Origin of the sequence: Kibdelosporangium phytohabitans, assembly GCF_001302585.1 — a bacterium.
In the GTDB taxonomy this organism is placed as follows: domain Bacteria; phylum Actinomycetota; class Actinomycetes; order Mycobacteriales; family Pseudonocardiaceae; genus Kibdelosporangium; species Kibdelosporangium phytohabitans.
This window is the reverse complement of record NZ_CP012752.1, coordinates 8,500,310-8,521,897: the sequence shown is the minus strand read 5'-3', so window position 1 is coordinate 8,521,897 and position 21,588 is coordinate 8,500,310. Positions and strand designations below refer to the sequence as shown.

Below are 21,588 nucleotides of genomic sequence, written 5' to 3'. Positions count from 1 at the left end.
CCGGGTCATTCGCCCTCGGTGATCGGTATCCAAGAGCTTTACGCTGCATGGCGTGCTGGAAGCCATTGGGATGACACCGGACGAGGAACGGGTGTACCGGCTGGTCGTCGGGGCGTTCCGGGCTGAGCCCGCGGACATCGCCGAACGGCTCGGGTTCGGTGTGGACGACGTGCTGGAGATCCTGCAGTCGTTGCACACCAAAGGCCTGATCACGAGAGTCGCACCGCACGAGCAGCGGTACGTGCCGACGCCACCGGACGTCGCGTTCGGCCCGTTGCTGCTGCGCGGCCAGGAATCGCTGGAATGGGCGCGCAACGCCGTCGCCGAGCTGGTCGAGGAGTACCGGGGCGGCGCGCGCCGCCGTGACCCGTCCCAACTGGTGGAAGTGGTCAGCGGGAAGGCGGCGATCCGCCAGCAGGCGGTCCAGCTGCAGCTCAACGCCAAGTTCGAGACGCGGTGGTTCTGCCGGGCCGGTCACGTGGCCATGCCGTCGTCGGAGAACACCGAGCAGTTCGAGGCGCAGGCCAGGGGTGTGCGCTACCGCGTCCTGTACGAGCGGGAACTGCTGGAGGAACCCGGCATGATCGAGAGCGTCGCCGCGGGCGTCCGGCACGGTGAGGAAGCGCGTTCCGTGGCGACGCTGCCCGTGCGGCTCGGCATCGCCGACGACTCGATCGCGCTCTGCCCGCTGGTGCCTTACGGCGACGGCGTCACCGAGCCCACCGCCGCGCTGGTCAGGGAGAGCAACCTGCTCACGGCCCTGATCGCGTTGTTCGAGAGTTACTGGGAGCGGGCGTCGCCGTTGCTGGTCGACCAGCCGGACCGGGTCGAAACCGACGAACGGTTCCTGCTGTCGTTGCTGGTCAGCGGCGTCACCGACAAGGCGATCGCGACCCAGTTGCAGGTCAGCCAACGCACCGTGCAACGCCGGATCTCCGACTTGATGCGCCGCGCGAACGCGCACACCCGCATGCAGCTGGCGTGGGAGGTCAGCAGACGCGGATGGCTGCGAACGCAGGACCCCGGTCTCCACGAGGGGTGGAGACCGGGGTCCACTGGCGCCGTGGCCTCGGGCTAGCTGAGGCCGTACGCCCGCAACACCGTCTGCTCGACGGCGTTGCCCGCCGCGTCCGTGCCCTGCACACGCAACGCGACGAAGCCGTTCGTCCGGTCGAACCGGGGGTGGTCGACCACGGCACGTCCCTGGCGGTCCACTTCGACCTCGCGCCAGGCCTTCCCGTCGTCATAGGACACCCACGCCTTGAACCTCGCCGACGTGGGGCCGTTCTGGTGCCGGGCGTGCAGGCCGATGGTCACCTTGCGGCCGGCCGGGGCCTTGTTGGCCAGATCGGCAGGCACCGAGTAGTCCACTTGGAGCAACGGAAGCGGTCCGTCGCCCTTCTGCGACTTGAACGTCCACGCGCTGTCCGTGCGGGTGGCGAACTGCCAGTTCGCCCCGGTGCGCTCGACGGTCATCTCCAGCCGGTAGACCGCCGGGCCGGGGGAGACCTGGACGTCACGCCACGCGTCCGGTGCCGTGGTGAGCAGCTTGCCGTCCTTGAACAGCCTCGCGGACTGCTTGTCCGGCATCTCGCCCAAGTCGTCGTCGGTGAACGCGTAGTGCGTGTCCGCGCCGTCGCTGAACTCCGGGATCCGCAGCTGCAACGTGTCACCGTTGCGAGTGGACTCGATGCCGGGAACACCCTTCGGGATGGCGGGGCGGGTGATCGGCGCGTACCACTCGTCCTCGAGGCGCTCACCCGCGCGGTACTTGCGCGGCGCTTCCAGCATGCCACCCATCAGCGGGTTCATGCTCTCCCAGCTGAGCTGGTGCTTGACCCGGTGCTGCCAGGTCGTGTCACCCGCGGTCACCCATTCCTCGCGGACCGACGGGCTGGCCACGACCCGCTGGTACTGGTTGACCGCCGTCTTCTGCCACGGCCGCCAGCCGAACCGCTGCTCCTTGAGCTGGTTGTCACCGCCGGACTCGTGGTAGGCGGTGCGCACCACGGCCGAGTTGCGTTCGTTGACCCGGTACACCACGCGGCTGGGCACCTGCCCCTGCTCGACGTGCATCACGTCGTACAGGTACGGGCTTTCCGGGATGCCGTGCAGGAACACGAACACCGGGAAATGCCTGCCCGCTTCGACCAGCCGCCGGCCTTCGTCGTAGGTCACGCTGGCCGTCGGGATCGGCAGGTCACGGGCGGCCTTGGCCTGTGCCCGCCATTCCACGGGATCCGCGATCAGCACCATCGCCGCACCCGCCTTGGCGGCGTTGCCGGCGAGCACGACCTCGTCGTACTGCTCCGGGGTCGGCCTGACCAGTGCGATCCTGCCCCGGACGTCCTTGCCCCGGTAGTCACCGGCCTGCCCGGCGCCGACGGGCACCACCTGCCACAGCCGCATCCCCTTGATCTTCGGCGAACTGGCGAGGTACTCCGGTTCCAGCTTGGTGTCCGGGGCCAGCGGGGTGGCCGTGAGCACGGGCGCGACCAGCGACCACCGGCTGCCGAACTCGAAGGCCCCGTCCCGCACCTTCTCGGTCGGCGTGACGTACAGCTTGCGGGTGCCCTCGAACTTCATCACGTAGTTGGTGATGTTGCGCGCGCCGAACTCGCGGTGGGCGTAGAAGCTGAAGATCCCCTTCTGCCGCGACGGTTGCGGTGTCTCGACGACGACCTGGGTGGCTTCGCGTGCGTCCACGGTCACCGTGGTGTCCTTGGTGATCCGGACCGTCGGCTTGACCACCAGGTAGGCGCTTTTCTCGTTCTCGGTGATCATGGCGGAGAGGTAGTAGTCGCCCTCGGCCACGACCGTCTCCCATGTGCCGTCGGGCTTCGGGGTCCAGCGGTTGTCGAACCGGGAGTCCTCGCCCCAGAACGACAGCAGCGGCACGAACCCGGGCTTGCCCTTGGTGTCCAACGGGACGACGGTCACCTTGTGCTGTGGCGCTTCCTTGTTCAGGCCCACCGCGGTGTGCACGAGCACGCCGTTGGCGGTGGCCGTCAGCCGTCCGCCGTACGTGCCGTGCTTCAGTTTCGAGCCGTCGGCCACGATCCCGACGGTCGCGGCGGCACCCGGCTGGATCTCCACAGTGGACTTCTCGAGGCGGGCGGCGTCACCGGCCGGGCTCCCGCTGAAGGACTTCAGGTCGAGCGCCAGGTTCAGGGTGACGGGCGCGGTGGTGGCGTTGGTGTACGTGACTTCCTTGCGCACCACGTTTTCGGTGACAGCACCGATACTGAGCGTCCCCGTGGCGTACACGCTCTGCTTGACCGCGCGCGGCACGTCGACCCGGCCGCCGCCCTGCTCGAACACGGTCAGGTCAACGGGTTTGGACGTGCTGGCCAGCGCGTCCTTGAGTTGCTTGCCGGTCCACGTCGGGTTGCGCTGCGCCAGGATCGCCGCCGCGCCCGCGACGTGCGGCGTGGCCATGGAGGTTCCGGACGCGGCGGTGTACTTGTCGTCCACCGGATTCCCCATCGAGGTTCCCGCCGCGCGGGCGGCCACGATGTCCACGCCCGGCGCCGTGATGTCCGGCTTCACGGCCATGTCGGTCATCCGCGGCCCGCGGCTGGAGAAGTCCGCGAGCTTCTCGTCCCGGTCCACCGCGCCGACGGTCAGCGCCGCGTCCGCCGAACCTGGCGTGCCGACGCTGAACGGGCCGTTGGCGCCGTCGTTGCCCGCCGCGACCACGAACAGCGTGCCGGTCCGCTCGCTGATCTCGTTGAGGCCCTGGCTCATCGGGTCGGTGCCGTCGGTCGGCCCGCCGCCCAGGCTCAGGTTGACGACCTTGGCGCCGGAACTGACCGCCCACTCCATCCCGGCGAGGATCCACGACTCGTAGCCGGAGCCCTCGTCGTCGAGGACCTTGCCGACCAGCAGTCTCGCCCCCGGAGCCACGCCCTTGCGGGTGCCGTTGCCCGCGACGGTCGCGGCGACGTGCGTACCGTGACCGAAGTGGTCGACGGTGTCCGCGGCCGTGGTGAAGTTGGCCGAACCGGCGATCTTGCCCTTCAGGTCGGGGTGACCGGCGTCGGCACCGGTGTCCAGCACGGCGACGGTCGTGCCGGTGCCGTCGTATCCGGCGGCCCACGCTTCCGGCGCGCCGATCTGGGGAACGCTGTGGTCCAGCGAGGCCCGCACCTTGCGGTCGAGGGAGATCCGCTCGACGCCGCTCGCGGACTGCCAGAACTCGCCCGCCCGGCGCTTGTCCGCCCGGACGGCCTGGCTCCGCACGCTCGCCAGCGTCACACCGGCCTCGGCGGCGGCCAGCGTCGCGCGCTGCTGCCCGTAGCGCACGATCAGCGGCAACTGGGGTGTCTGCTCGTCGGTGTAGCCCTGCCGGACGAGTTCGGTGATGTTGAACAGGGCGCGGTCGACCCGTCTGCTGGTGAGCGACGGCATGGCGTCCTGCGGGATCACGAACAGGTTTCCGTCGACCTCCTGCTGGTGGAAGTCGATCTGCTCGCGACCGGGGCCGGGCTTGATGGCCGCGGCCTGTCTGCCGTCCGGTAACTGTTCGATGTGGACGGTATCGCCGGTGACCAGTGTGATGGCGTGCCGGACGGCCTTCGCCGCGGCGCCGGGCGCCGCGGGGACAGGCGCGGCGCTCGCGACGTGCGCGGCGCCGAGAACGAGTGCACCGGCGCAGCCGATGGCGAGAAAGCGTGATCTCCAGTGCATCGGCCCAGCGTCGGGGTACCCAGTGGATCAAGTCACTACCTGGACGCTGTCACAGATACGACATGTCGTAGTTATGACGCCGTTCCGGGCACAGGTGGCTGGCGCAATCCCGCGATGAGAACGGCAACAAGCCGTCGGGCGTCGTAGCGGGGGTCGTCGGCGCCGATGCAGAGGTTGCCGACGCCACGCATGAGCTGGAGCGCGGTCAGATCGGTGTGGATCTCGCCCGCGGCGGCCGCCGCGTCGAGCAGGTGCCCGCACACGGGCACGAGGCGGTCGAGGAAGTACGTGTGCAGCGTGTCGAAGCCGGACTTGTCGGACTGCAGGACCCCGGCGAGGCCGTGTTTGGTGACCAGGAAGTCGACGAAGAGGTCGATCCATTGTCCGAGTGCGACGTGCGGGGTCTCGCTCCCGGCCAGCAGCGCGGGCCCGGCTTCGGCGCAGGCCTCCACCTGGTGCCGGTAGACGGCGATGATGAGGTCCGCGCGGGTCGGGAAGTGGCGGTAGATGGTGCCCATGCCGACACCGGCCTTGGCCGCGATGTCCCGCACCGGCGCGTCCACGCCTGACGTGACGAAGACGGCGGCGGCGGCGTCGAGCAGGGTTTTCTCGTTGCGCCGGGCGTCGGCTCGTTTGGACCGTCCCGCGGTGGTCATGGAGTCCTCCTGACTAGGCGGAACGGGGTTCCGTGCAGTACTGGAGCGATGTTCCGCTTGCTCGCCATCGTAGAGCAGCCATCCCCGGTCAAGTAGGGAGGAATACAGACAAGCCCAGAACAGATCGGTCACCCACGTCGCGACCACCTGGAGGCTCAGTAGCTCCACTCGATGCCGTACTGGCCGGGCGCCGGGTCCAGGGTGATGAACTGGTACGTGGTGGTGCGGTCGTCGAAGCTCACCCCGGGCCGGTACTCGCGCGGCAGCGCGCTGCGCGGCTGGAAGTAGCCCAAGCACGTACGCGGCCGCATCGCCGGGTCGAAAGCGATGTGCAGCACCATCTCCCGCGCGGGCCGGTAGATCGCGACCTGGGTGTGCCCGCTCGTCTGGCCGGGCGGGAACCGCAGCGCGAACTCCACCGCCGCCAGTTCCCCACCGGCCAGCGGGCGGTCGAGGGCGAACTCGAACACCGACGTCGAGCTCGGCACGTCGGCCCGGAACCTGGCGACCCGGCACCCCTCGGTGAACGTGACCACCGGCGGCTGGGGGAGGGTGCTGCACCTGACCACGAACACGAACCTGGTCGTGTTGTCGTGGTCGGCGCGCACGAGCCTGCGCACGCGCATCGACTCCTCACAGCCCTGTGCGTTGACGCGGTACGACACGAACTGCGAGAGCCGGTGCGGGCTGTCCAGATCCGCCGGTACGGCGTCCACCTTGGACAACACGTGGGCCATGTTCTGCGGGCGGCGCCAGATCTGGTCGTAGGTGACGGCGCCGCCCGGTCGCTTGGTGGCCATCCGGCCACGGGGTCTGCGCGGGCCGAGCAACGACGTCAGCGTCCCGGGCCGCTGGCCCAGCATCGCCTCCAGCGCGGCCACCGCGGCCAGGGAACTCGCGCGTTCCGGGCGGTTCTCGCCGTTCTGCCAGTAGCTCAGCGCGCTCACGCTGACCGGCGTGTTCTGTTCGCGCAGGCGCTGGCTGATCTCGCTGAGGCTCAGTCCGCTGCGCCCGATCGCCGTGCGCAGCGCGGCCCCGAACTCGGTGCGACCACGGGTGGTGGTGTCGGCAGTCATCGCGGGATCCCTTCTGGAGGGTCCGGCGAGGGTACCCCGGCCAGGCCGTTCAGAGTTGTCCAGCGAGCGCTGGACTCGATTCGCCGACGGCCGCTCCGGCCGGGTTAGAGTCGTCCGCGAACCTCGGAACACGTGCCGGGAACCCGCGGCACGTGCGTGGAAGTCCTTACCCCGCACCCTCTTGAAGGATTCCGATGAGATCATCCCTGCGCCGGCGATGGCGCCGCGGTGCGACCTGCACGGCGGCTGTCGCTCTTGTTGTTGTTGCCACGCAACCACCTGCTGCTTCCCAGGAACCCGAAGTCCCGCAGATCGCCGAACCCGGCGTGACCTCGGGCGCGGTGCCGCGCTCGGTCACGACCGGCGAGGTGTGCGCGTCCGGGGCGAAGTGGATGCGAATCCGGTTCGCGGAACTGTCGTTGCACGGCAACGACTCCGTCACCCTGACCGGGTCGGCCTCCGGCACGTTCACCCTGACCTCGGCTCATTGGCCGGGCAAAGCGTTCCACACCAGGGCGTTCGAAGGCGACTGCGTACGCGTCACGCCGCGCTTCGCCGACAGTGCCAGCCGCTACTCCATCGACTACTACCAGTCCAGCACGCGTGAGCTCGCCCAGGCGACCTCCACCGTGGCCGCGGTCGGTGACCTGTGCGGATCCTCGTGCGACCAGACCGCCGCCGTGGTCAAGAACCTGAACGCGCAGGCGCTCGTCCTGGCGGGCGACAACGCCTACGAGTCCGGGAGCCTGAGCGAGTACCGGCAGCGCTACGACCCGAACTTCGGCCAGTTCAGGTCGATCGTGCACCCGACGCCCGGCAACCACGAGTACAAGACGTCGTCGGCGGCCGGGTACTTCGACTACTTCGGCGCACTGGCAGGCGAACGCGGCAAGGGCTACTACAGCTTCGACGTGGGCGACTGGCACTTCGTCGCGTTGAACTCCAACATCAGCCGCACGGCGAGCTCAACGCAGGTCGCGTGGCTCAAGAAGGACCTGGCCGCGAGCACCAAGCCGTGCACCGCCGCCTACTGGCACCACCCGCGGTTCAGCCGCGGCGACCACGGTGACAACACGTCCATCACGCCGTTCTTCGAGGCGCTGTACAACGCCAAAGCGGATCTTGTCGTGGTCGGTCACGACCACAACTACCAGCGGTTCGCGCTGTCCAAACCGAACGGTGCCCGTGACGACGCCAACGGCGTGCGGCAACTGCTGGTCGGCACCGGTGGCCGCGGGTTCTACAGCTACGACATGAACTCGGCGGCTGTCCAGGAAGCGGGCAACGCCGACACCTTCGGCGTTGCCAAGCTGACGCTCACCGCGACGGGCTACCGCCACGACTTCGTACCGGTCGCCGGACGCACGTACACCGACACCGTGTCCGGCAAGTGCCACAAGGCAACTGGGTGAGTGCGGGGACGGCGCACGGCCCAGCCGTGCGCCGCATCCCGGAAAGGTTCCGCGATGTATGTCTCCTCCGTCCCATCATCCGGCCTGCCTGCGGGCCGCTCGGCACAAGCGGTGTCCCGAACGGTCATCGGGCTCGGCGTGGTCAGCCTGATCACCGACATGTCCGCCGAGATGGTCACCGCCGTGCTGCCGCTGTACCTCGTCTACGGCCTCGGCGTCGGCTATCTGCAGCTCGGCGCGATCGACGGCCTGTACACCGGCGCGACGGCGGTGTTGCGCCTGGTCGGCGGGCACCTCGCCGACCGGCTGCGCCGCCCGAAAGCCGTCGCTCTCGCCGGGTACGGCCTGTCGGCGGTGGCCAAGCTCGGGTTTCCGCTGGCCGGGCCGTCCGTGGCGGGTATCGGCCTGGTGATCGGCGTCGACCGGGCGGGCAAAGGCGTCCGGACCGGCCCGCGTGACGCCATGATCACCCTGGCCACCGCGCCGGACGCGCTCGGCCGGGCGTTCGGCGTGCACCGGGCGTTGGACACGGCCGGGGCGCTGCTCGGTCCGTTGCTGGCGTTCGGCCTGCTCAGCGTGCTGTTCATGGACTACACCGCGGTGTTCGCGGTGAGTTTCTGCCTGGGTGCGGTCGCGGTCGTGGTGCTGGCGGTGTTCGTACGCGCGCCCCGAGGCACGGTAACCGCACGACCCGCGTTGAGCTGGTGGCTTGTGCGAGACCGTGCTGTGCGACGGGTGTGCCTCATCGGCGCGCTGCTCGGGGTGTGCACGGTCGGTGACATGTTCCTGTTCGTGGGGGTGCAACGTACCGCTGGCCTGCCAGCGGGTGTGCTGCCGTTGCTCCCGCTGGCGACGGCGCTGACGTTCATGGTTGCCGCCGCGCCGGTCGGGCGACTCGCTGACAAGGTGGGGCGGTGGCGGGTGTTCCTGGCCGGACACGCCGTGCTGGTAGTCGCGTACCTGGTTGTCGCGGCGTCGTGGCAAGGCTGGGCCATCGCGGCGCTGGTCTCGTTGGCACATGGTGTCTTCTACGCGTGTACCGACGGTGTGCTGATGGCGTTCGTCGGGCCGTTGGTGCCGGAGGCGGTGCGCGCCACCGGCCTCGCGTTGGTCCAGACAGCACAGGCAGTGGCACGCGCGGCGGGCGCGGTGCTGTTCGGCGTTGTCGCGACCGGACTCAGTCTCGCGCCCGCGTTCTGTGTGTACGCCGTGGTGCTGGCCGGTGCGATCCTGATCGGAGCACGGCGATGAACCGCACCTGGCTGGGTGTCGTGCTTGTTTCCGTTGCCGTGCTTGCTTGTGCGGCGTTCGTCGGTCTGCGGTCCGTGGGCGCGCAACGGGAAGAGCCGTTGGCGCTGCGCAGCGGCGAGCTCGTGTACGTGGACGCCAGTGGCCGCGCGCGTGAAGCGGAACGCACTGGGCCGAGCTGTCAACGGGTGGACGTGGCCGCGGGCACGCTGGTGTGCCTGCGGGTCACGGCCGTGCCGATGCAATCCGAGCTGCTGGTACTCGACGCACGCGGAGAACGGCTTCGCCTCACCGAATGGGGCACACCGAGCCGGGCACGTGTCGCACCGACCGGCCGTTTGGTGGCGTGGACGGTGTTCCGGGCCGGTGACTCGTACATCGGCGGCGTCGGGACGTTCTCCACCACGGCCGGGATCTACGACCTGGTGAACGGCAAGCACTACGGTTCGCTCGAAGACTTCTCGTTGCTGGTGGACGGTCGCCCGCACACCGCTGATGACGTGAACTACTGGGGCGTCACGTTCACGCGTGATGACCGCACGTTCTACGCCACCGCTGCTTCAGGCGGCAAGACGTGGCTGGTGCGCGGTTCGCTTGACACACGCACGTTGACATCGTTGCGCGAGAACGTCGAATGCCCGTCGTTGTCGCCGGACGGTACTCGTATCGCCTACAAGTTCCGCACGGGTGAGCGGTGGCGGTTGCACGTGCTGGACTTGGCCTCCGGCGGTGACGTCGCTCTCGCCGAGACCGAGCACGTCGACGACCAGCCACAGTGGCTCGATGACGCCACGGTGGCGTACACGCGCGGACAGGCGGTGTTCAAGGTGCCCGCGTCCGGCGCCGGGCGTCCGGAGGTCGTGCGTCAGAACGCTTCTTCGCCTGCCGTGGTTCGCTGACTCAGCTTCGCGCGGGCATGCGCGGCTGCTTCGACGCTGGCCGTGAGGAACCTGGCGATGACGGCTCGTTCGTCGTCGGAGAAGTCGCGCCAAGCGTGTGACAGCTCGACGCCCAGCGGCCGGAAGAACCGCTCGCCCGCCTTCATCGCCGTCGGCGAGGTCACCAGTTCGATCCGGCGCCGGTCGGCCTGGTCGCGGTCACGCCGCACGTGCCCGGCGGCGACCAGGCGGTCCAGCACTGTCGTGGTCGCGGACGCGCTCAGGTGCAGCGCGCGGGCGAGTTCGCCCGGGGTGATCGGCCGTCCGCGCCGCGTGGCCTCCATCACGATCACCAGGGCGTTCATGTCCGTGCGGTGCAGGCCGTGCGCGTCGCCGAACAGCCGCGTGAACTGGTCACTCTCCACGTTGAACTGCCGCAGCAGCCGGACGAGGGTCGCGTCGTCCCCACTCGCGTTCCGCACGGTCGCACTGTATCGTCCCGCGGTGGTGATTCGAAAATCGAATCATCAGAATTTCGAATCACTCGGAGGACTCGTGCCGACCGACAAGTCCCGGCGGCGGTGGCTGCTGCCGTCCCTGCTGATCGTCGGCTGGCTCGCGCTCGGCGGGATCAGCGGGCCGTTCGCGGGCAAGCTGGCCAAGGTCGCGGAGAACGACAGCGCCGCGTTCCTGCCCGAATCGGCCGAGTCGACCAAGGTCGGCGAGCAGCAGCGGCTGTTCGCCGAGCGGCAGACCATCCCGGCCATCGTGGCCGCCGAACGCCCGGGCGGCGTCACCGAACAGGACCAGCGGTTCCTGGCGGAGCGGACCAGGCAGATCGCGGACGTCCCGCCGCCGCGCCGGTCCGACGACGGCGAGGCGCTGCAGGTGATCGTGCCCTTCGACGGCGCGGTGGACCCGGGCGACGCCGTCGAACGCGCCCGCGAGATCCTGGCCACGGACACCCCGGCGGGCCTGACCGTGCTGGTGACGGGCCCGGCGGCGCTGGCCGCCGACCTCGGCGAGGCGTTCTCCGGGATCGACGGGCTGCTGTTGCTCGTGGCCGGCGCGGTGGTCGTGGTGATCCTGATCCTGGTGTACCGAAGTCCGCTGCTGCCGTTCGTGGTGCTCGTGTCCAGTGTGTTCGCACTCGGCCTGGCCAGTCTGACGGTGTACGCCCTGACCGCCAACGACATCATCGACCTCAACGGGCAGAGCCAGGGCATCCTGTTCATCCTCGTGTTCGGCGCGGCGACCGACTACGCGCTGCTGCTGGTGGCCCGTTACCGCGAGGAACTGGTCACCACACCGGACCGCCTGGAAGCCGTCGGCAAGGCGTGGCGGGCGACCGTCGAGCCGATCGCGGCCTCCGCGGGCACAGTGATACTCGGCGTGCTGTGCCTGCTGTTCAGTGACCTGCGGTCCAACCAGGGGCTCGGCCCGGTGGCGGCGATCGGCATCGGCGCCGCGCTGGTCGTGTCGCTGACGTTCCTGCCCGCGGTGCTGGCGCTCCTCGGCCGCTCGGCGTTCTGGCCGTACCGTCCGAAAGCGACAGTGAAGACCGGTGCGTGGGCCAAGGCAGCGAAGCTCATCGCGGCCCGCCCCCGCGTCACCTGGATCGTCACCACCCTGATCCTGCTGACAGGCGTGGCGTTCCTGCCCCAGCTGAAGGCGTCCGGCACCGCGCAGACCGACGTGTTCCTCAACCGCGCCGACTCAGTGGCCGGACAGGAGATCCTGACCCGGCACTTCGTGGCCGGAGCGGGCAGCCCGGCGGTGATCGTCGCGAAGGCGGACCGGATCGGCGAGGTCGCCGCGGCCGCGCGGGTCGAAGGTGTCGCGGACGTCCGGATCACCGTGCAGAACAAGGGAAACCTCGCGGAAGCAGAGGCCACCCTGACCGCGGCGGCCGACGCGAGACCAGCACTGGACACGGTGAAACGCCTGCGCGCCGCCGTGCACGCCGTCCCAGGAGCCGACGCGCGGGTCGGCGGACGCACCGCGACACTGCTCGACACCCAGGAGATCTCGGTACGGGACCGCAACGTGATCATCCCGATCGTGCTGGTGGTGATCTTCGCGGTGCTGGCCTTCCTGCTGCGGTCGCTGCTCGCCCCTTTGCTGCTGATCGGGACGGTCGTGCTGTCTTACGCAGCCACACTGGGCGTCTCGGCGATCGTGTTCAACCACGTACTCGGCTTCCCCGGCGCGGACCCCGTCGTGCCGCTGTTCGGGTTCGTGTTCCTGGTGGCACTGGGCATCGACTACAACATCTTCCTGATGACGAGAGTCCGCGAGGAATCCATCCGGCACGGCACCCACGCCGGGGTGTCGCGTGGCCTGACCGTCACCGGCGGCGTGATCACGTCGGCGGGCGTGGTGCTCGCCGCGACCTTCGCCGCGCTGGCCGTCCTGCCGATCCTGTTCCTCGCCCAGATCGCGTTCATCGTCGCGTTCGGCGTCCTGCTCGACACGCTGATCGTCCGTTCCCTGCTGGTCCCCGCGCTGGCACTGGACATCGGCCGCCGCATCTGGTGGCCGTCCAAGCTCGCCAAGGCCTGAGCGGGTCCTCAGATCACGCCGAGGACGCGGGTCAGCTGGATCTGGCCGTACACGAAGAAATCCCCGTCCTGCCCGCGCGTCAGCCGCACCGGGCGGAACCCGGTGGCGGTGGCGAAGGAAAGCATCAGGACAGGCTCGTCCAGCGTCTCCACCTTGACCCGGAACGCACCTTCGGCGAAGTACCCGCGGATGATCCGGGCCATCGCGTCCGCCAGCTCATCCGCGGGAACCGGGTGCATACCAGCGCAACCCCAGACCTTGCGCACGAGGTCGTAGTCCCGTTGCCGCTCGGCGTCCGGCAGCGCCGGAAGCCTCCCAGCGACGCGGACGGCGCCGGCCACCTCGGCGGTCAGGTCCACCTGCGAACCGCCGACTTGCGCCGTCAACCGGGCGTAGGCTTGTGCCGCGTCGCCGTTCAGGTCGTCGTTCACGAGGAACCTGCACCGCTTGCAGACGACCTGGATCCGGTTGTAGCGGCAGGAGACGCTGCGGTCGTCCTCGACGAGGTGGATCGCGGTGAAGGGGTGCTTCTCCTTCACCAGCTTCGGCGAGCCGCAGTCCGGGCACTCACGGGGCACCACGCCCGCTGACGGATCCGAGGCACGTCGCCGCAAGAACCTCATCGCTGGGAAGTCTCCGTTCTGCCGCACAGCCTCGTCCTGACTGTCGGTCCAGTCAGGACGAGGCCGGCACGCCGATCAGGTGTTGCTATGTCTGCGCGTCACACGAGGTGAAGGTGGCGGCTGTCTTGGCGCTGTAGATGCTGGCGCCGCCGTTCGTGTCGTACTTCAGCGGCACGGTGATCTCGTCTTCCGCCGTCCAGGGGAAGCCCTGGGTGTCGAACGTCCACTTGCCTGTCACCTTGGTCGCCAGTTCGGACAACGCCACCCAGCCGTACATCCGTGGCGGCACGGTCACGACCAGGCTGTTGCCCAAGTCCTGCTTGAGGTCCAGCGACACCTCGCCGTGCACTGTCGCGGACACCTCCGCCTGCAGCGGTGCCACCCCGACGGTCAGCTTCGCCTGCAGGCTGAACCCGATGGTGTTCTTCCACCCCGTCGAGGTGTTGAGCGAGAACGTCCACGGGATCGACGTCGACGTGCCGTTGAACCACACCGGCGAGACGCACGTCGCCTGCATCAGGAACGGCGGCGTCTGCGTACCCGTGGACCACGAGCAGGTTGAGCGGTCCTTGGCGCATCGTGCGGCCGCGTAGTCGACCGCCGAGTGGTACGCCACAGAGTAGCTGTCCTCGGGCAGGACCCATTGCTGCGTCGGCGTACCGTTGCAGGCTTCGATCACGCCGGTCTTGTTGTTCATGAAGTCGGACTTCACGCCCAAGCACAGTCCGTCCGCTTCGTGGCGGAGCATGAACGCCTTCTGCGCCGACCCGTTGACCGGCTGGAAGTACCACTTCTCGCTCGCGCGACCGTCGCACGGTTGCAACTGCGTGGCGTTGAACCGGCCGTCGAGGCACTTGTTGGCCTTCTCGTTGACGACCGCGAACGCCCCGTCGCCCCCGCCGGTGTTGATCCGCCACGACTGGGCGTTGCCGGGAGCTGGTGCGACGACGACGGCTCCGTTGTCGAAGCTGCCGCTGTTCCTGACGTCCAACCGCTCGCCGGTGCCTGCCGACGTGAACGACAGCTGGATCAGCGCCATGGGGGCCGCGGTCTGGTCGGGCGCGGCCGAGGCCGAGGCCGGGGCCGGGGCCGACGCGACACTCACGGCCGCGGCCAGCGCCGCGACGGCGGTGGTCGCGGTCCGCCACGATAATCTGGCCACCGATGTGTTCCTTTCCCTGGGGGACAAGAGGTTCATTTCCGGCCGAGCTTCTTCTTCGCCGCCGCGGCGAGCACCGCGGCGCCGAGGGGGATCGCGGTCCCCGGGTTGTCGACGGTCAGGTGGACGATTTCCTTGGCGGCCCGCACGGGTGCCTCGGTGAACGTCCTTCCCGCGTCGGCCGAGGTCTTCATCTGGGCCGCGGGCAGGTCCGCCCTGCGTTCTCCCATCCCGCCCGGACACGTGCACCGGCCCGGATTGCCGTAGGGGTTGGAGAGAATGTTGTTGTGGATGGGACACGCGGCGTTGTGGACAAGGACGTCCTTGTCGCCGGAGCGGATGTGGAAGGTGTGGACATTGCTGACGGTGAGGTTGTAGACCGTCTGGCCGTCCACCTGGCCGCGGTCGAGGACCGAGGTGACCGACACTGTCCCCGAGCCGGGTGGCCCGCGGACCAGGTCTCCGGCTCTGATGTCCCCGGCGTCGACCCAGCCGCGGCCGTCGACCCAGATGGGGTGTTCGGCGGTGGCGGTGACCGTGCCCGGCCGGGGACCGCCGACCCCGATGTCGATCAGGTGTTTGGTGCCGTGGCCGACGATCACCGCCGCGACGGGCTGCGCGGAGGTGACACCGGTTGCCGGGTCGGTCGCCTTGACCAGCTCGCCGACCTTGACGTCCTTGATCGGTCTTGCGGTGCCGTCCGCCATCACCACCAGGGTGTCCGGTGCGAACGAGTTGCACTTCTCGACCGCCTGCGTGGCCTTGGCCACCGCCGGGGCCTGTTTCGCGGCCTGCTTGGCGACCGAGCTGACCAGCTTCCCGCCGGGAACCAGGCCGACCGCGTTCGCCGCCGCCGCCTTGTAGTTGCCCTGCGCGAGCTGCCCGGCGACGGCCACACCGGCGCCGACCGTCCCGACCGGACCGGGCACGTACGACACGACCTCGGCGGCCTTCGTCGCGACCTTGACCGCGGACTTCCAGCTGAACGTCCCGGCGAGGTCGAGTCCGTTGACCGGATCGGCGTCGACGTAGTCGTAGTCGTTGGCCGAGCCACCGGGCACCGGGTCGACCTGGAGGAACCGGCCGAGCACCGGCAGGTAGACGCGTGCGCCCATCTCGATGGCCTGCTGACCGCCGAGGTGTTCGACCGGTCGTTCGTGCTGGCCGAGCCACCCGAAGTCCATCCCGCCCGCCACGGTCCCCGCGACGGGGATCGCGGTGAACGCGCCGGTGCCGGGATCGATGTTCTGCCCGAACGGGTCGTACAGGTGGATCGGCCCGGTCCGTGTGGCGCTGCCGTCCGCGGTGAACAGCAGGTCGCCGTGGACGTTCGGGTACGCCCAGTTGGTCGTGGCGGCCTGGTCGTAGTTCTTCGTCAGCAGCACGCCACCGGGCAGCGCCACGATCCGCTGCAGCAGCTTGCCGGTGTTGTCGAGGACGAGATCCGCTGTGTCCTGTTTGGAACTGTAGGAGTAACGCGTGGTCCCGTTCCTCGACGAGTCGCCGGCGCCGGTCACCGCCCGGCTGGTCAGCCTGTCCTGCGGGTCCCGCACGTACGTGATCGACGTGCCGATCGGCGTCGTCGTGGACATGTGCCGGTTCGCGGCGTCATAGCCCAGCGTGTCGGCGCCGACTTTCACCGTGTTGCCGTGGCTGTCGTAGGCGAACGCGAGCGCGGTACCGCCGCTGGTCGACAGCAACCGGTCGGCGTCGTCGTAGCAGTAGGTCGTGGTGACCGCGGGGGCGCCGTTGAGGCTGTCGGTGGACGCCGTGCGGTTGGTGTTCTGACCCGCTGCCTTGTTGGGCCCGCATCCACCGGCCGAGTCGAACCGGTAGGTGAGGGTGTGGTGCGGGACGGTTGCCCCGACCAACCTGCCGACGGCGTCGTAGGTGTACGAGTACGTCGCCGCGGCCTTCCCGTCGACGGTCACCACGTCGTCGATGACGCGGTTGTCGCGGGAACGCGTCACCGTGTCGACCACAGTGGACGCCGATGTCCGCCACTTCAGCGCGGAGATCTTGCCCGAGCCGTTGTGCGTTATCCCGTCGAGGCGGGACCCGTTGCCGTAGACGACACCAGCCAGTTCAGCGGCGGCGGTGTACGTCGGCTTCGCGACGACCGCGCCGTCCACTTTGACTTCCGTCAGCTGGGAGGCTTCGTTCCACTTGTAATCCACGGTGCTGGACACGCCTTTGACCGTGGTCGTGTCCTTGACCAGTCGCCCGACCTGGTCGAACGTCGACTTCGACGTCACGCCGTTGGCGTCGGTGTAGCTGACCTCCTGGCCGAGCAGGTCGATCACGGTCGTGATCGACCCGTTCTCGTCGGTCACCTTCTGCGTCAACGGATCGCCGCCGACGGCGTAGTCCGAGACGACTGTGCGCGCCGGTTTGCCGCCGTAGGCCGGGTAGGTCTTCTTGACCACCCGTCCACGGCTGTCGTGCCAGGTGCATGACCACGGTTCGTCGCCCATGCGGTAGGCGACGACACGGCCGGCCGCGTCGTACACGGTCTCGCTGCTGAGCGCCGGTCCGCCGTCGGGTTTGGCCTCGGTGACGGTCTTGGCCATGCCGCCCTGGTTCACCGCGGCGGCGCTTGGGTCGCAAGGGTTCCCGCGGGTTTCGGTGTCACCGTAGTAGGTGGTGGTGTTGCGTTTGGCGGCGTTGGTGATGTCGCCCGCGGGCAGTGTCTCCGCCAGCTTGCGCAGATACCCGTCGCCCGGCCGCTCATATGTGGAACGGGTGTTGATGTTGAGCCCGCCGGGATCCGACGTCCTCGACACCGTGAGCCCGTACACGGGGTCGATTCCCGCGCCCGGATCGGCGTAACCGGTCGCCGAACGCCTGGACGGCGACCGTTCGGTGCTGCCGCCGGAGGTGTCCGCCGTGGTCGTGCTCGTCTCCAGGCCGTACCGCGGCCGAAGCGCCGGACCAGGCACTGTCACCGGCGCGCCCGCGCCGGGTGGGGTCCAGGCGAAGTTCAACGCCCCTGTTGTGCCGGAACGGTTGTAGTAGTCGACGCGGACACGGTGCCAGCTGTTCGCCGTGGTGTTGGTGAACTTGCCGGTGACCGCGGTCGAGGTCTTGTCGCCCCAGCTGTCGACCAGCAGGACGTCGTCGACCCACAGCCGGACACCGTCCACGACGGTCAACCCGAGCCCGTAGTCCCCGACAGCCGGGAACTGGACCTCGCCAGTGAACCGGCCGGACCAGCCGCCGGTGTTCGGGACAGGCGCGGCGGGCCGCCACGACTGCGACAACGTGCCGTCCGCGGAGCCGACGCCAGTGGCGAACAACCTCGGAATGCCCGACAGCGACGGGTTGTCGTAGTACGCGGCCGACAACCCGACCAGACCCTCGTCGTACGCGGTCCGGACGTGCGGCATGGTCGCCGCACACGCGGGCGTCGGCGTCACGCCGTTGAAACACGACGACGGCGCTGGCCCATAACGGTCGACCGGGCGGTCAGCGTGGTCATACACCGTGGTGGAGCGTCGACCAGCACTGTCGACGGCGGCGATGGCCTTGTCTTTCGCGTTCCACTCCGCACTGATCACGGCACCGGTGAAGTCGGTGGTGCTCAGCGTGCGACCAGCGTCGTCATAGGTCACCGTGCGGGAGCGGGTGGCGTCGTACACCCCGGCCACGGCAACGGTTGCCTGCTTGCGCTCCAGGTAGTACTGGTAGAAGTGCTCGGCCCGTGCGGCCTGACGGCCGTCCGGGGCAGGCGCCAGCACCTGGACCGCGCGCAGCGCGGGTGGTTCCTGCGGCTGCTCGATCACCGAGTCGTACCCGATCACCGTGCAGACCGAGGCCACGTCCTCGTTGTTCGTGCAGCCGTTGCCGGAGGACGGTGGTTGCCGGGCCACCCAGTCGTAGGCCAGGCCGCTGCGGAGCGTGGTCAGCGGCCCGATGCTGTCGACGGCCTTCTGCTTGAGCTCCTCGTTGTCCCCGGCTTCCTGGTACTGCTGCTTGGCCGCGGCCCGGTTCTGGTAGTCGTAGTCCCGGATGTCCGCGCCCGGGTTCTCGATCCGGGACAGGGTTTCCATCTGGTACCACAGCCGGGTTTCGCTGCCGTCCCAGTAGCGGATGCGGCACAGCATGTGCGGCGGCGCCGCGTCGGATCCCGGTGGGCGGGACACGCCGCCGTAGCAGCCGTCGCTGTTGTCGGTGTTGTAGTGCAGCGTGTGCGCCCGGCCTGAGACGGGGTCCTTGATCTGCGTCAGGCGTGACGGCGAGCCGCTGTAGGAGTACTGCAGTGCGGCGGGTTTCTTGCTGTCCAGCACCGACGCCACCGAGGCCAGCGTGCCGTCCGGGTTGAACACCGACACCGTGTCGCTGTCGGTCACCGTGATCCGGCCGCCGGCGTCGAACGCGAGCACACCGTCCTCACCTGCCGGGGGCGTGTAGCCGCCGGTGGACGTCTTGGCCCAGGTGTGTTTGCCACCGGCGCTGTCGGTGAGCACCACCGACCCGTCCAGCATGTCGGCGTGGCTGTACCCGCCTGCCTGCGTCGACAGCGTCCACCCGCCCGGCAGCGACTGCGTGTCCGCGGAGTACAGCCATTCCGTCGGCACGATCCGCGGCTCGAGGTTGTGGGTACGTTGGTCCGCGGCGCCCACTGTGCTCTTGGCCCACAACACCATCCGGGGGCGTTCCGCGGAGTGGTGGTACAGCTCGACCTTGATCGGCACGCGCTGGCCGGCTTTGAGCGTGACTTCCTTGTCCTGTGTGGGACCGGGCTGGAGGAAGTCGTCGCCGACGTCGGCGGCGTGCGGGTTGTCGTGGACGAGCTTGCCGTCCACCCAGATCCGCGCGCCGTCGGTGTGCCCGCCGCCGAACCGGAAGTCACCGCTGACCGGTGCCTTGAAGTGGCCTTCCCACCGCACGACGAACCAGTCGGAGTTCAGCGCCTGGGGCAGCGGGTTGTCCCGCCACGGGAGGTTGTCCGGGTTGCCGCTGAAGGCGATGCCCCAGTCGAGGTTGACCTGCGACTCGCTGCGCGTCATCACCGGGATGGCGTCCGGTGTCCCGGTGCGGCGTGAGTCGTTGAAGTACGACGCCCGCACGCCACGCGGTGAGCCCTGCCGTGAGTTGTAGGCGAACGTCACCCCGGCCGGTCCGCCGATCGCCTGGAAGGCCGGCCCGGCTGCCTCGATCTGGGCGTTGCCGTTGAAGAGGTTCACGGTCACCGGGCTCAGCCGGTCGGTCGGCGCCGGTCCCGGATCGCCCACCCGCTGGTTGACCGTGAAGTGCCCGACCCACTTCGCGGGCGTCATGGTCGTCGCGCCCGGCACCGCCGTCCCCGCGGTCCAGGTGTACCGGCCGCCGTCGTGCAGCACGTGCTTGGGCACGTTCCACGTCGGCGTCGTCAGGCAGCCGGAGTCCACCACGCTGCCCGAGCGGCCGTCGAAGCCGGTGGACACCTTGAAGCAGTACAGCACGCCGTCGCCGACCTCGGCGACCTGCAACGCAGGTGTCTCCGTGGCCACGACGGCGTTGTCGGCCGGGCTGACCAGGGTGGTCTCCGGCGGATCGGCCGCCGATCTTCGCGCCTGCGCCCCCGCCCGTGCCCGCAACGGCTTGAAATCGGCTTTCGGCTGCTGCGGGCTCGCCGCCTGCCGAGGCTGCTGCGCCTGAGCCGACGGCACCGACAGCAGCGGTAGATCCCGCGGCACCTCCGGCGTGACGGGTGCCGCCGCCGCCGACGGCGGCACCACCACCTGGGCCAGCGAAGCCCCCAGGACAAGTGTCAACACGAATGCGATTGCGCGCGGCCGCGCACGCGTACTTGCCCGCGCGCGGCTGCGACCCCACGAAGCCATGGCCCCTCCATCGACATCGAGTACCGCGCGAGAACGTGCGCGCGGCCGACGCGCCCGGCCACGTGGCCGGGCGCGGCCGATCATGGGGCTGGAACCGGTGCAGGGGACAGGACATCACGGCTGCCATCCATGTCCGGTGGGTGTGACCAGGGCAGATGTCGATGTGTACCGCTCGGCGCCGTTCTACTGGTTGAATTGGACCAGACCATTCAGAGACGATTGGAGCTGACATGTCGCGACCTGCCCTGCGGCGCGCATTGTCTTGTGTCCTACCCGTTGCCACTGCCGCAACGCTGTGTTCGGTGATCCCTTCGGCCAGCGCGGCACAACCCCGTGAGGTGCCGCTCAACGAACTGAAGGTGGTCAACACCGAGATCGCGGCCGGCCTGTCCCGGCCGAACTCGATCGCCCCGCTGCCCGACGGCAGGCTGCTGATCACCGAGAAACGCGGCACCATCCGCGCGTTCGACCGCAGGACCGGCCTCGCCGTCAAGCCGGTGCTCGACATCCAGGACCGCGTCAGCGAGACGGAGAACGAGCGCGGTCTGCTCGGCCTCGCCGTCCCGGCCGACTACGCCCGCAGCAGGACCATCTACGTCGCCTACACGCGCAAGTCCGACGAGGCCGTGACACTGTCCCGGTTCCGCCTGGCCACCGGCAAGGAGGAGGTGCTGCTGACCCAGCAGCACACCGAGTTCGGCAACCACAACGGCGGCAACGTGGCCTTCGGCAAGGACGGCTACCTGTACCTCGGCATCGGCGACGGCGGCGGTGGCGGCGACCCGCTCAACAGCGGCCAGAACAAGAACACCCTGCTCGGCAAGATCCTGCGGATCGACGTGAACCGGGCGTGCAACCCGCTCGCGTACTGCATCCCGCGGGACAACCCGTTCGTCGGCGTCGCGGGCGCGCGTGCCGAGATCTGGGCGTGGGGGCTGCGCAACCCGTGGAAGTTCTCGTTCGACCAGGCCGACGGCTCGCTGTGGATCGGCGACGTCGGACAGGGCCGGTTCGAGGAAGTCGACCACATCGGCGCGCGCCAGGGTGGCGTGAACTTCGGCTGGCCCTGCATGGAGGGGCCGAACGTGTTCGACGAGACGCGCTGCGACCCGAACACCCGCTACACCGGCCCGGTGTTCAACTACCTGTCCGGCACCGAGGGCTGCGCGGTGATCGGCGGTCACGTGTACCGGGGTGAGCGCTTCGCCAGCCTCGCCCGTGGCACCTACCTCGCCACCGACTACTGCTCCGGTACCGCGTTCGCGGTGCGCAAGAACCGCGACGGCACGTACGCCAGTGCGCCGATCGGTACGCTCCCGATGGACTCCAACGCGATCGGTGTCGACAACAAGGGAGAGCTCTTCCTGGTCGACGACTTCGCCGGCAAGTTGTACGCGCTCACCTTCCAGCGCACCCGCGGCTAGCGGAAGAAGGCTGGGCCCGGCACCCTGCCGGGCCCA

Annotated in this window: 13 protein-coding genes; 6 read left to right on the top strand and 7 right to left on the bottom strand. The window is 69.2% G+C overall.

The window, feature by feature from the left end:
* Positions 1-52 precede the first annotated feature (52 nt).
* Positions 53-1,078 (top strand): helix-turn-helix transcriptional regulator, encoded by a 1,026-nt coding sequence (locus AOZ06_RS38455; protein ID WP_054293868.1) that lies wholly within the window; start codon positions 53-55, stop codon positions 1,076-1,078.
* Here the strand turns inward: AOZ06_RS38455 and AOZ06_RS38450 are convergent.
* The 3 genes from AOZ06_RS38450 to AOZ06_RS38440 all read right to left on the bottom strand — a co-directional run bounded on the left by AOZ06_RS38450 (position 1,075) and on the right by AOZ06_RS38440 (position 6,421).
* Positions 1,075-4,689: a S8 family peptidase gene (locus tag AOZ06_RS38450; protein ID WP_054293867.1), complete on the bottom strand. Its 3,615-nt coding sequence runs from the start codon at positions 4,687-4,689 to the stop codon at positions 1,075-1,077. The two genes, AOZ06_RS38455 and AOZ06_RS38450, sit on opposite strands and share 4 nt — an antisense overlap.
* Positions 4,690-4,760: 71 nt before the next feature.
* Positions 4,761-5,345 (bottom strand): TetR/AcrR family transcriptional regulator, encoded by a 585-nt coding sequence (locus tag AOZ06_RS38445; protein ID WP_054293866.1) that lies wholly within the window; start codon positions 5,343-5,345, stop codon positions 4,761-4,763.
* A gap of 155 nt (positions 5,346-5,500) precedes the next feature.
* Positions 5,501-6,421 carry a hypothetical protein gene (locus AOZ06_RS38440; RefSeq protein WP_054293865.1) on the bottom strand — a complete coding sequence of 307 codons (921 nt, stop codon included), beginning with the start codon at positions 6,419-6,421 and terminating at the stop codon, positions 5,501-5,503.
* Between the two features lie 194 nt (positions 6,422-6,615).
* Here AOZ06_RS38440 and AOZ06_RS38435 point away from each other — a divergent pair, with 194 nt between their 5' ends.
* From AOZ06_RS38435 to AOZ06_RS38425, 3 genes are read left to right on the top strand one after another with little or no spacing between them, the layout of a single operon-like run.
* On the top strand, positions 6,616-7,833 hold the full coding sequence (locus AOZ06_RS38435) for a metallophosphoesterase family protein (protein ID WP_083472204.1): 1,218 nt from the start codon (positions 6,616-6,618) through the stop codon (positions 7,831-7,833).
* 54 nt (positions 7,834-7,887) lie between these two features.
* On the top strand, positions 7,888-9,084 hold the full coding sequence (locus tag AOZ06_RS38430) for an MFS transporter (protein WP_054293863.1): 1,197 nt from the start codon (positions 7,888-7,890) through the stop codon (positions 9,082-9,084).
* The gene (locus tag AOZ06_RS38425) at positions 9,081-9,980 is read left to right on the top strand and encodes a TolB family protein (protein WP_054293862.1); all 900 of its coding nucleotides are present in this window, start codon (positions 9,081-9,083) and stop codon (positions 9,978-9,980) included. The genes AOZ06_RS38430 and AOZ06_RS38425 overlap by 4 nt, the downstream gene beginning before the upstream one ends.
* Here AOZ06_RS38425 and AOZ06_RS38420 read toward each other — a convergent pair.
* Entirely contained in the window at positions 9,947-10,441 is a 495-nt protein-coding gene (locus AOZ06_RS38420) for a MarR family winged helix-turn-helix transcriptional regulator (protein WP_054293861.1), read from the bottom strand. The genes AOZ06_RS38425 and AOZ06_RS38420 overlap by 34 nt on opposite strands.
* Before the next feature lie 73 nt (positions 10,442-10,514).
* Between AOZ06_RS38420 and AOZ06_RS38415 the strand changes: the two genes are divergently transcribed.
* Positions 10,515-12,521: an MMPL family transporter gene (locus tag AOZ06_RS38415; protein WP_054293860.1), complete on the top strand. Its 2,007-nt coding sequence runs from the start codon at positions 10,515-10,517 to the stop codon at positions 12,519-12,521.
* Between the two features lie 8 nt (positions 12,522-12,529).
* Here the strand turns inward: AOZ06_RS38415 and AOZ06_RS38410 are convergent, their stop codons facing one another.
* The 3 genes from AOZ06_RS38410 to AOZ06_RS38400 form a co-directional block, all read right to left on the bottom strand.
* Positions 12,530-13,144, bottom strand: a complete 615-nt coding sequence (locus tag AOZ06_RS38410; protein WP_054293859.1) for a hypothetical protein — start codon at positions 13,142-13,144, stop codon at positions 12,530-12,532.
* An 85-nt stretch (positions 13,145-13,229) separates the two neighbouring features.
* On the bottom strand, positions 13,230-14,306 hold the full coding sequence (locus AOZ06_RS38405) for an RICIN domain-containing protein (RefSeq protein WP_054293858.1): 1,077 nt from the start codon (positions 14,304-14,306) through the stop codon (positions 13,230-13,232).
* Between the two features lie 32 nt (positions 14,307-14,338).
* Entirely contained in the window at positions 14,339-20,062 is a 5,724-nt protein-coding gene (locus tag AOZ06_RS38400; RefSeq protein ID WP_169799036.1) for a PA14 domain-containing protein, read from the bottom strand.
* 368 nt (positions 20,063-20,430) lie between these two features.
* On the opposite strand from AOZ06_RS38400, the gene AOZ06_RS38395 reads away from it, so the two are divergent.
* Positions 20,431-21,552 (top strand): PQQ-dependent sugar dehydrogenase, encoded by a 1,122-nt coding sequence (locus AOZ06_RS38395; RefSeq protein ID WP_236951881.1) that lies wholly within the window; start codon positions 20,431-20,433, stop codon positions 21,550-21,552.
* Positions 21,553-21,588: the final 36 nt, after the last annotated feature.

Coding starts and splice junctions, on each gene's coding strand:
- AOZ06_RS38445 (WP_054293866.1), bottom strand. CDS start 5,345: ATGACCACCGCGGGACGGTCCAAACGAGCCGACGCCCGGCGCAACGAG.
- AOZ06_RS38440 (WP_054293865.1), bottom strand. CDS start 6,421: ATGACTGCCGACACCACCACCCGTGGTCGCACCGAGTTCGGGGCCGCG.
- AOZ06_RS38430 (WP_054293863.1), top strand. CDS start 7,888: ATGTATGTCTCCTCCGTCCCATCATCCGGCCTGCCTGCGGGCCGCTCG.
- AOZ06_RS38450 (WP_054293867.1), bottom strand. CDS start 4,689: ATGCACTGGAGATCACGCTTTCTCGCCATCGGCTGCGCCGGTGCACTC.
- AOZ06_RS38425 (WP_054293862.1), top strand. CDS start 9,081: ATGAACCGCACCTGGCTGGGTGTCGTGCTTGTTTCCGTTGCCGTGCTT.
- AOZ06_RS38435 (WP_083472204.1), top strand. CDS start 6,616: ATGAGATCATCCCTGCGCCGGCGATGGCGCCGCGGTGCGACCTGCACG.
- AOZ06_RS38410 (WP_054293859.1), bottom strand. CDS start 13,144: ATGAGGTTCTTGCGGCGACGTGCCTCGGATCCGTCAGCGGGCGTGGTG.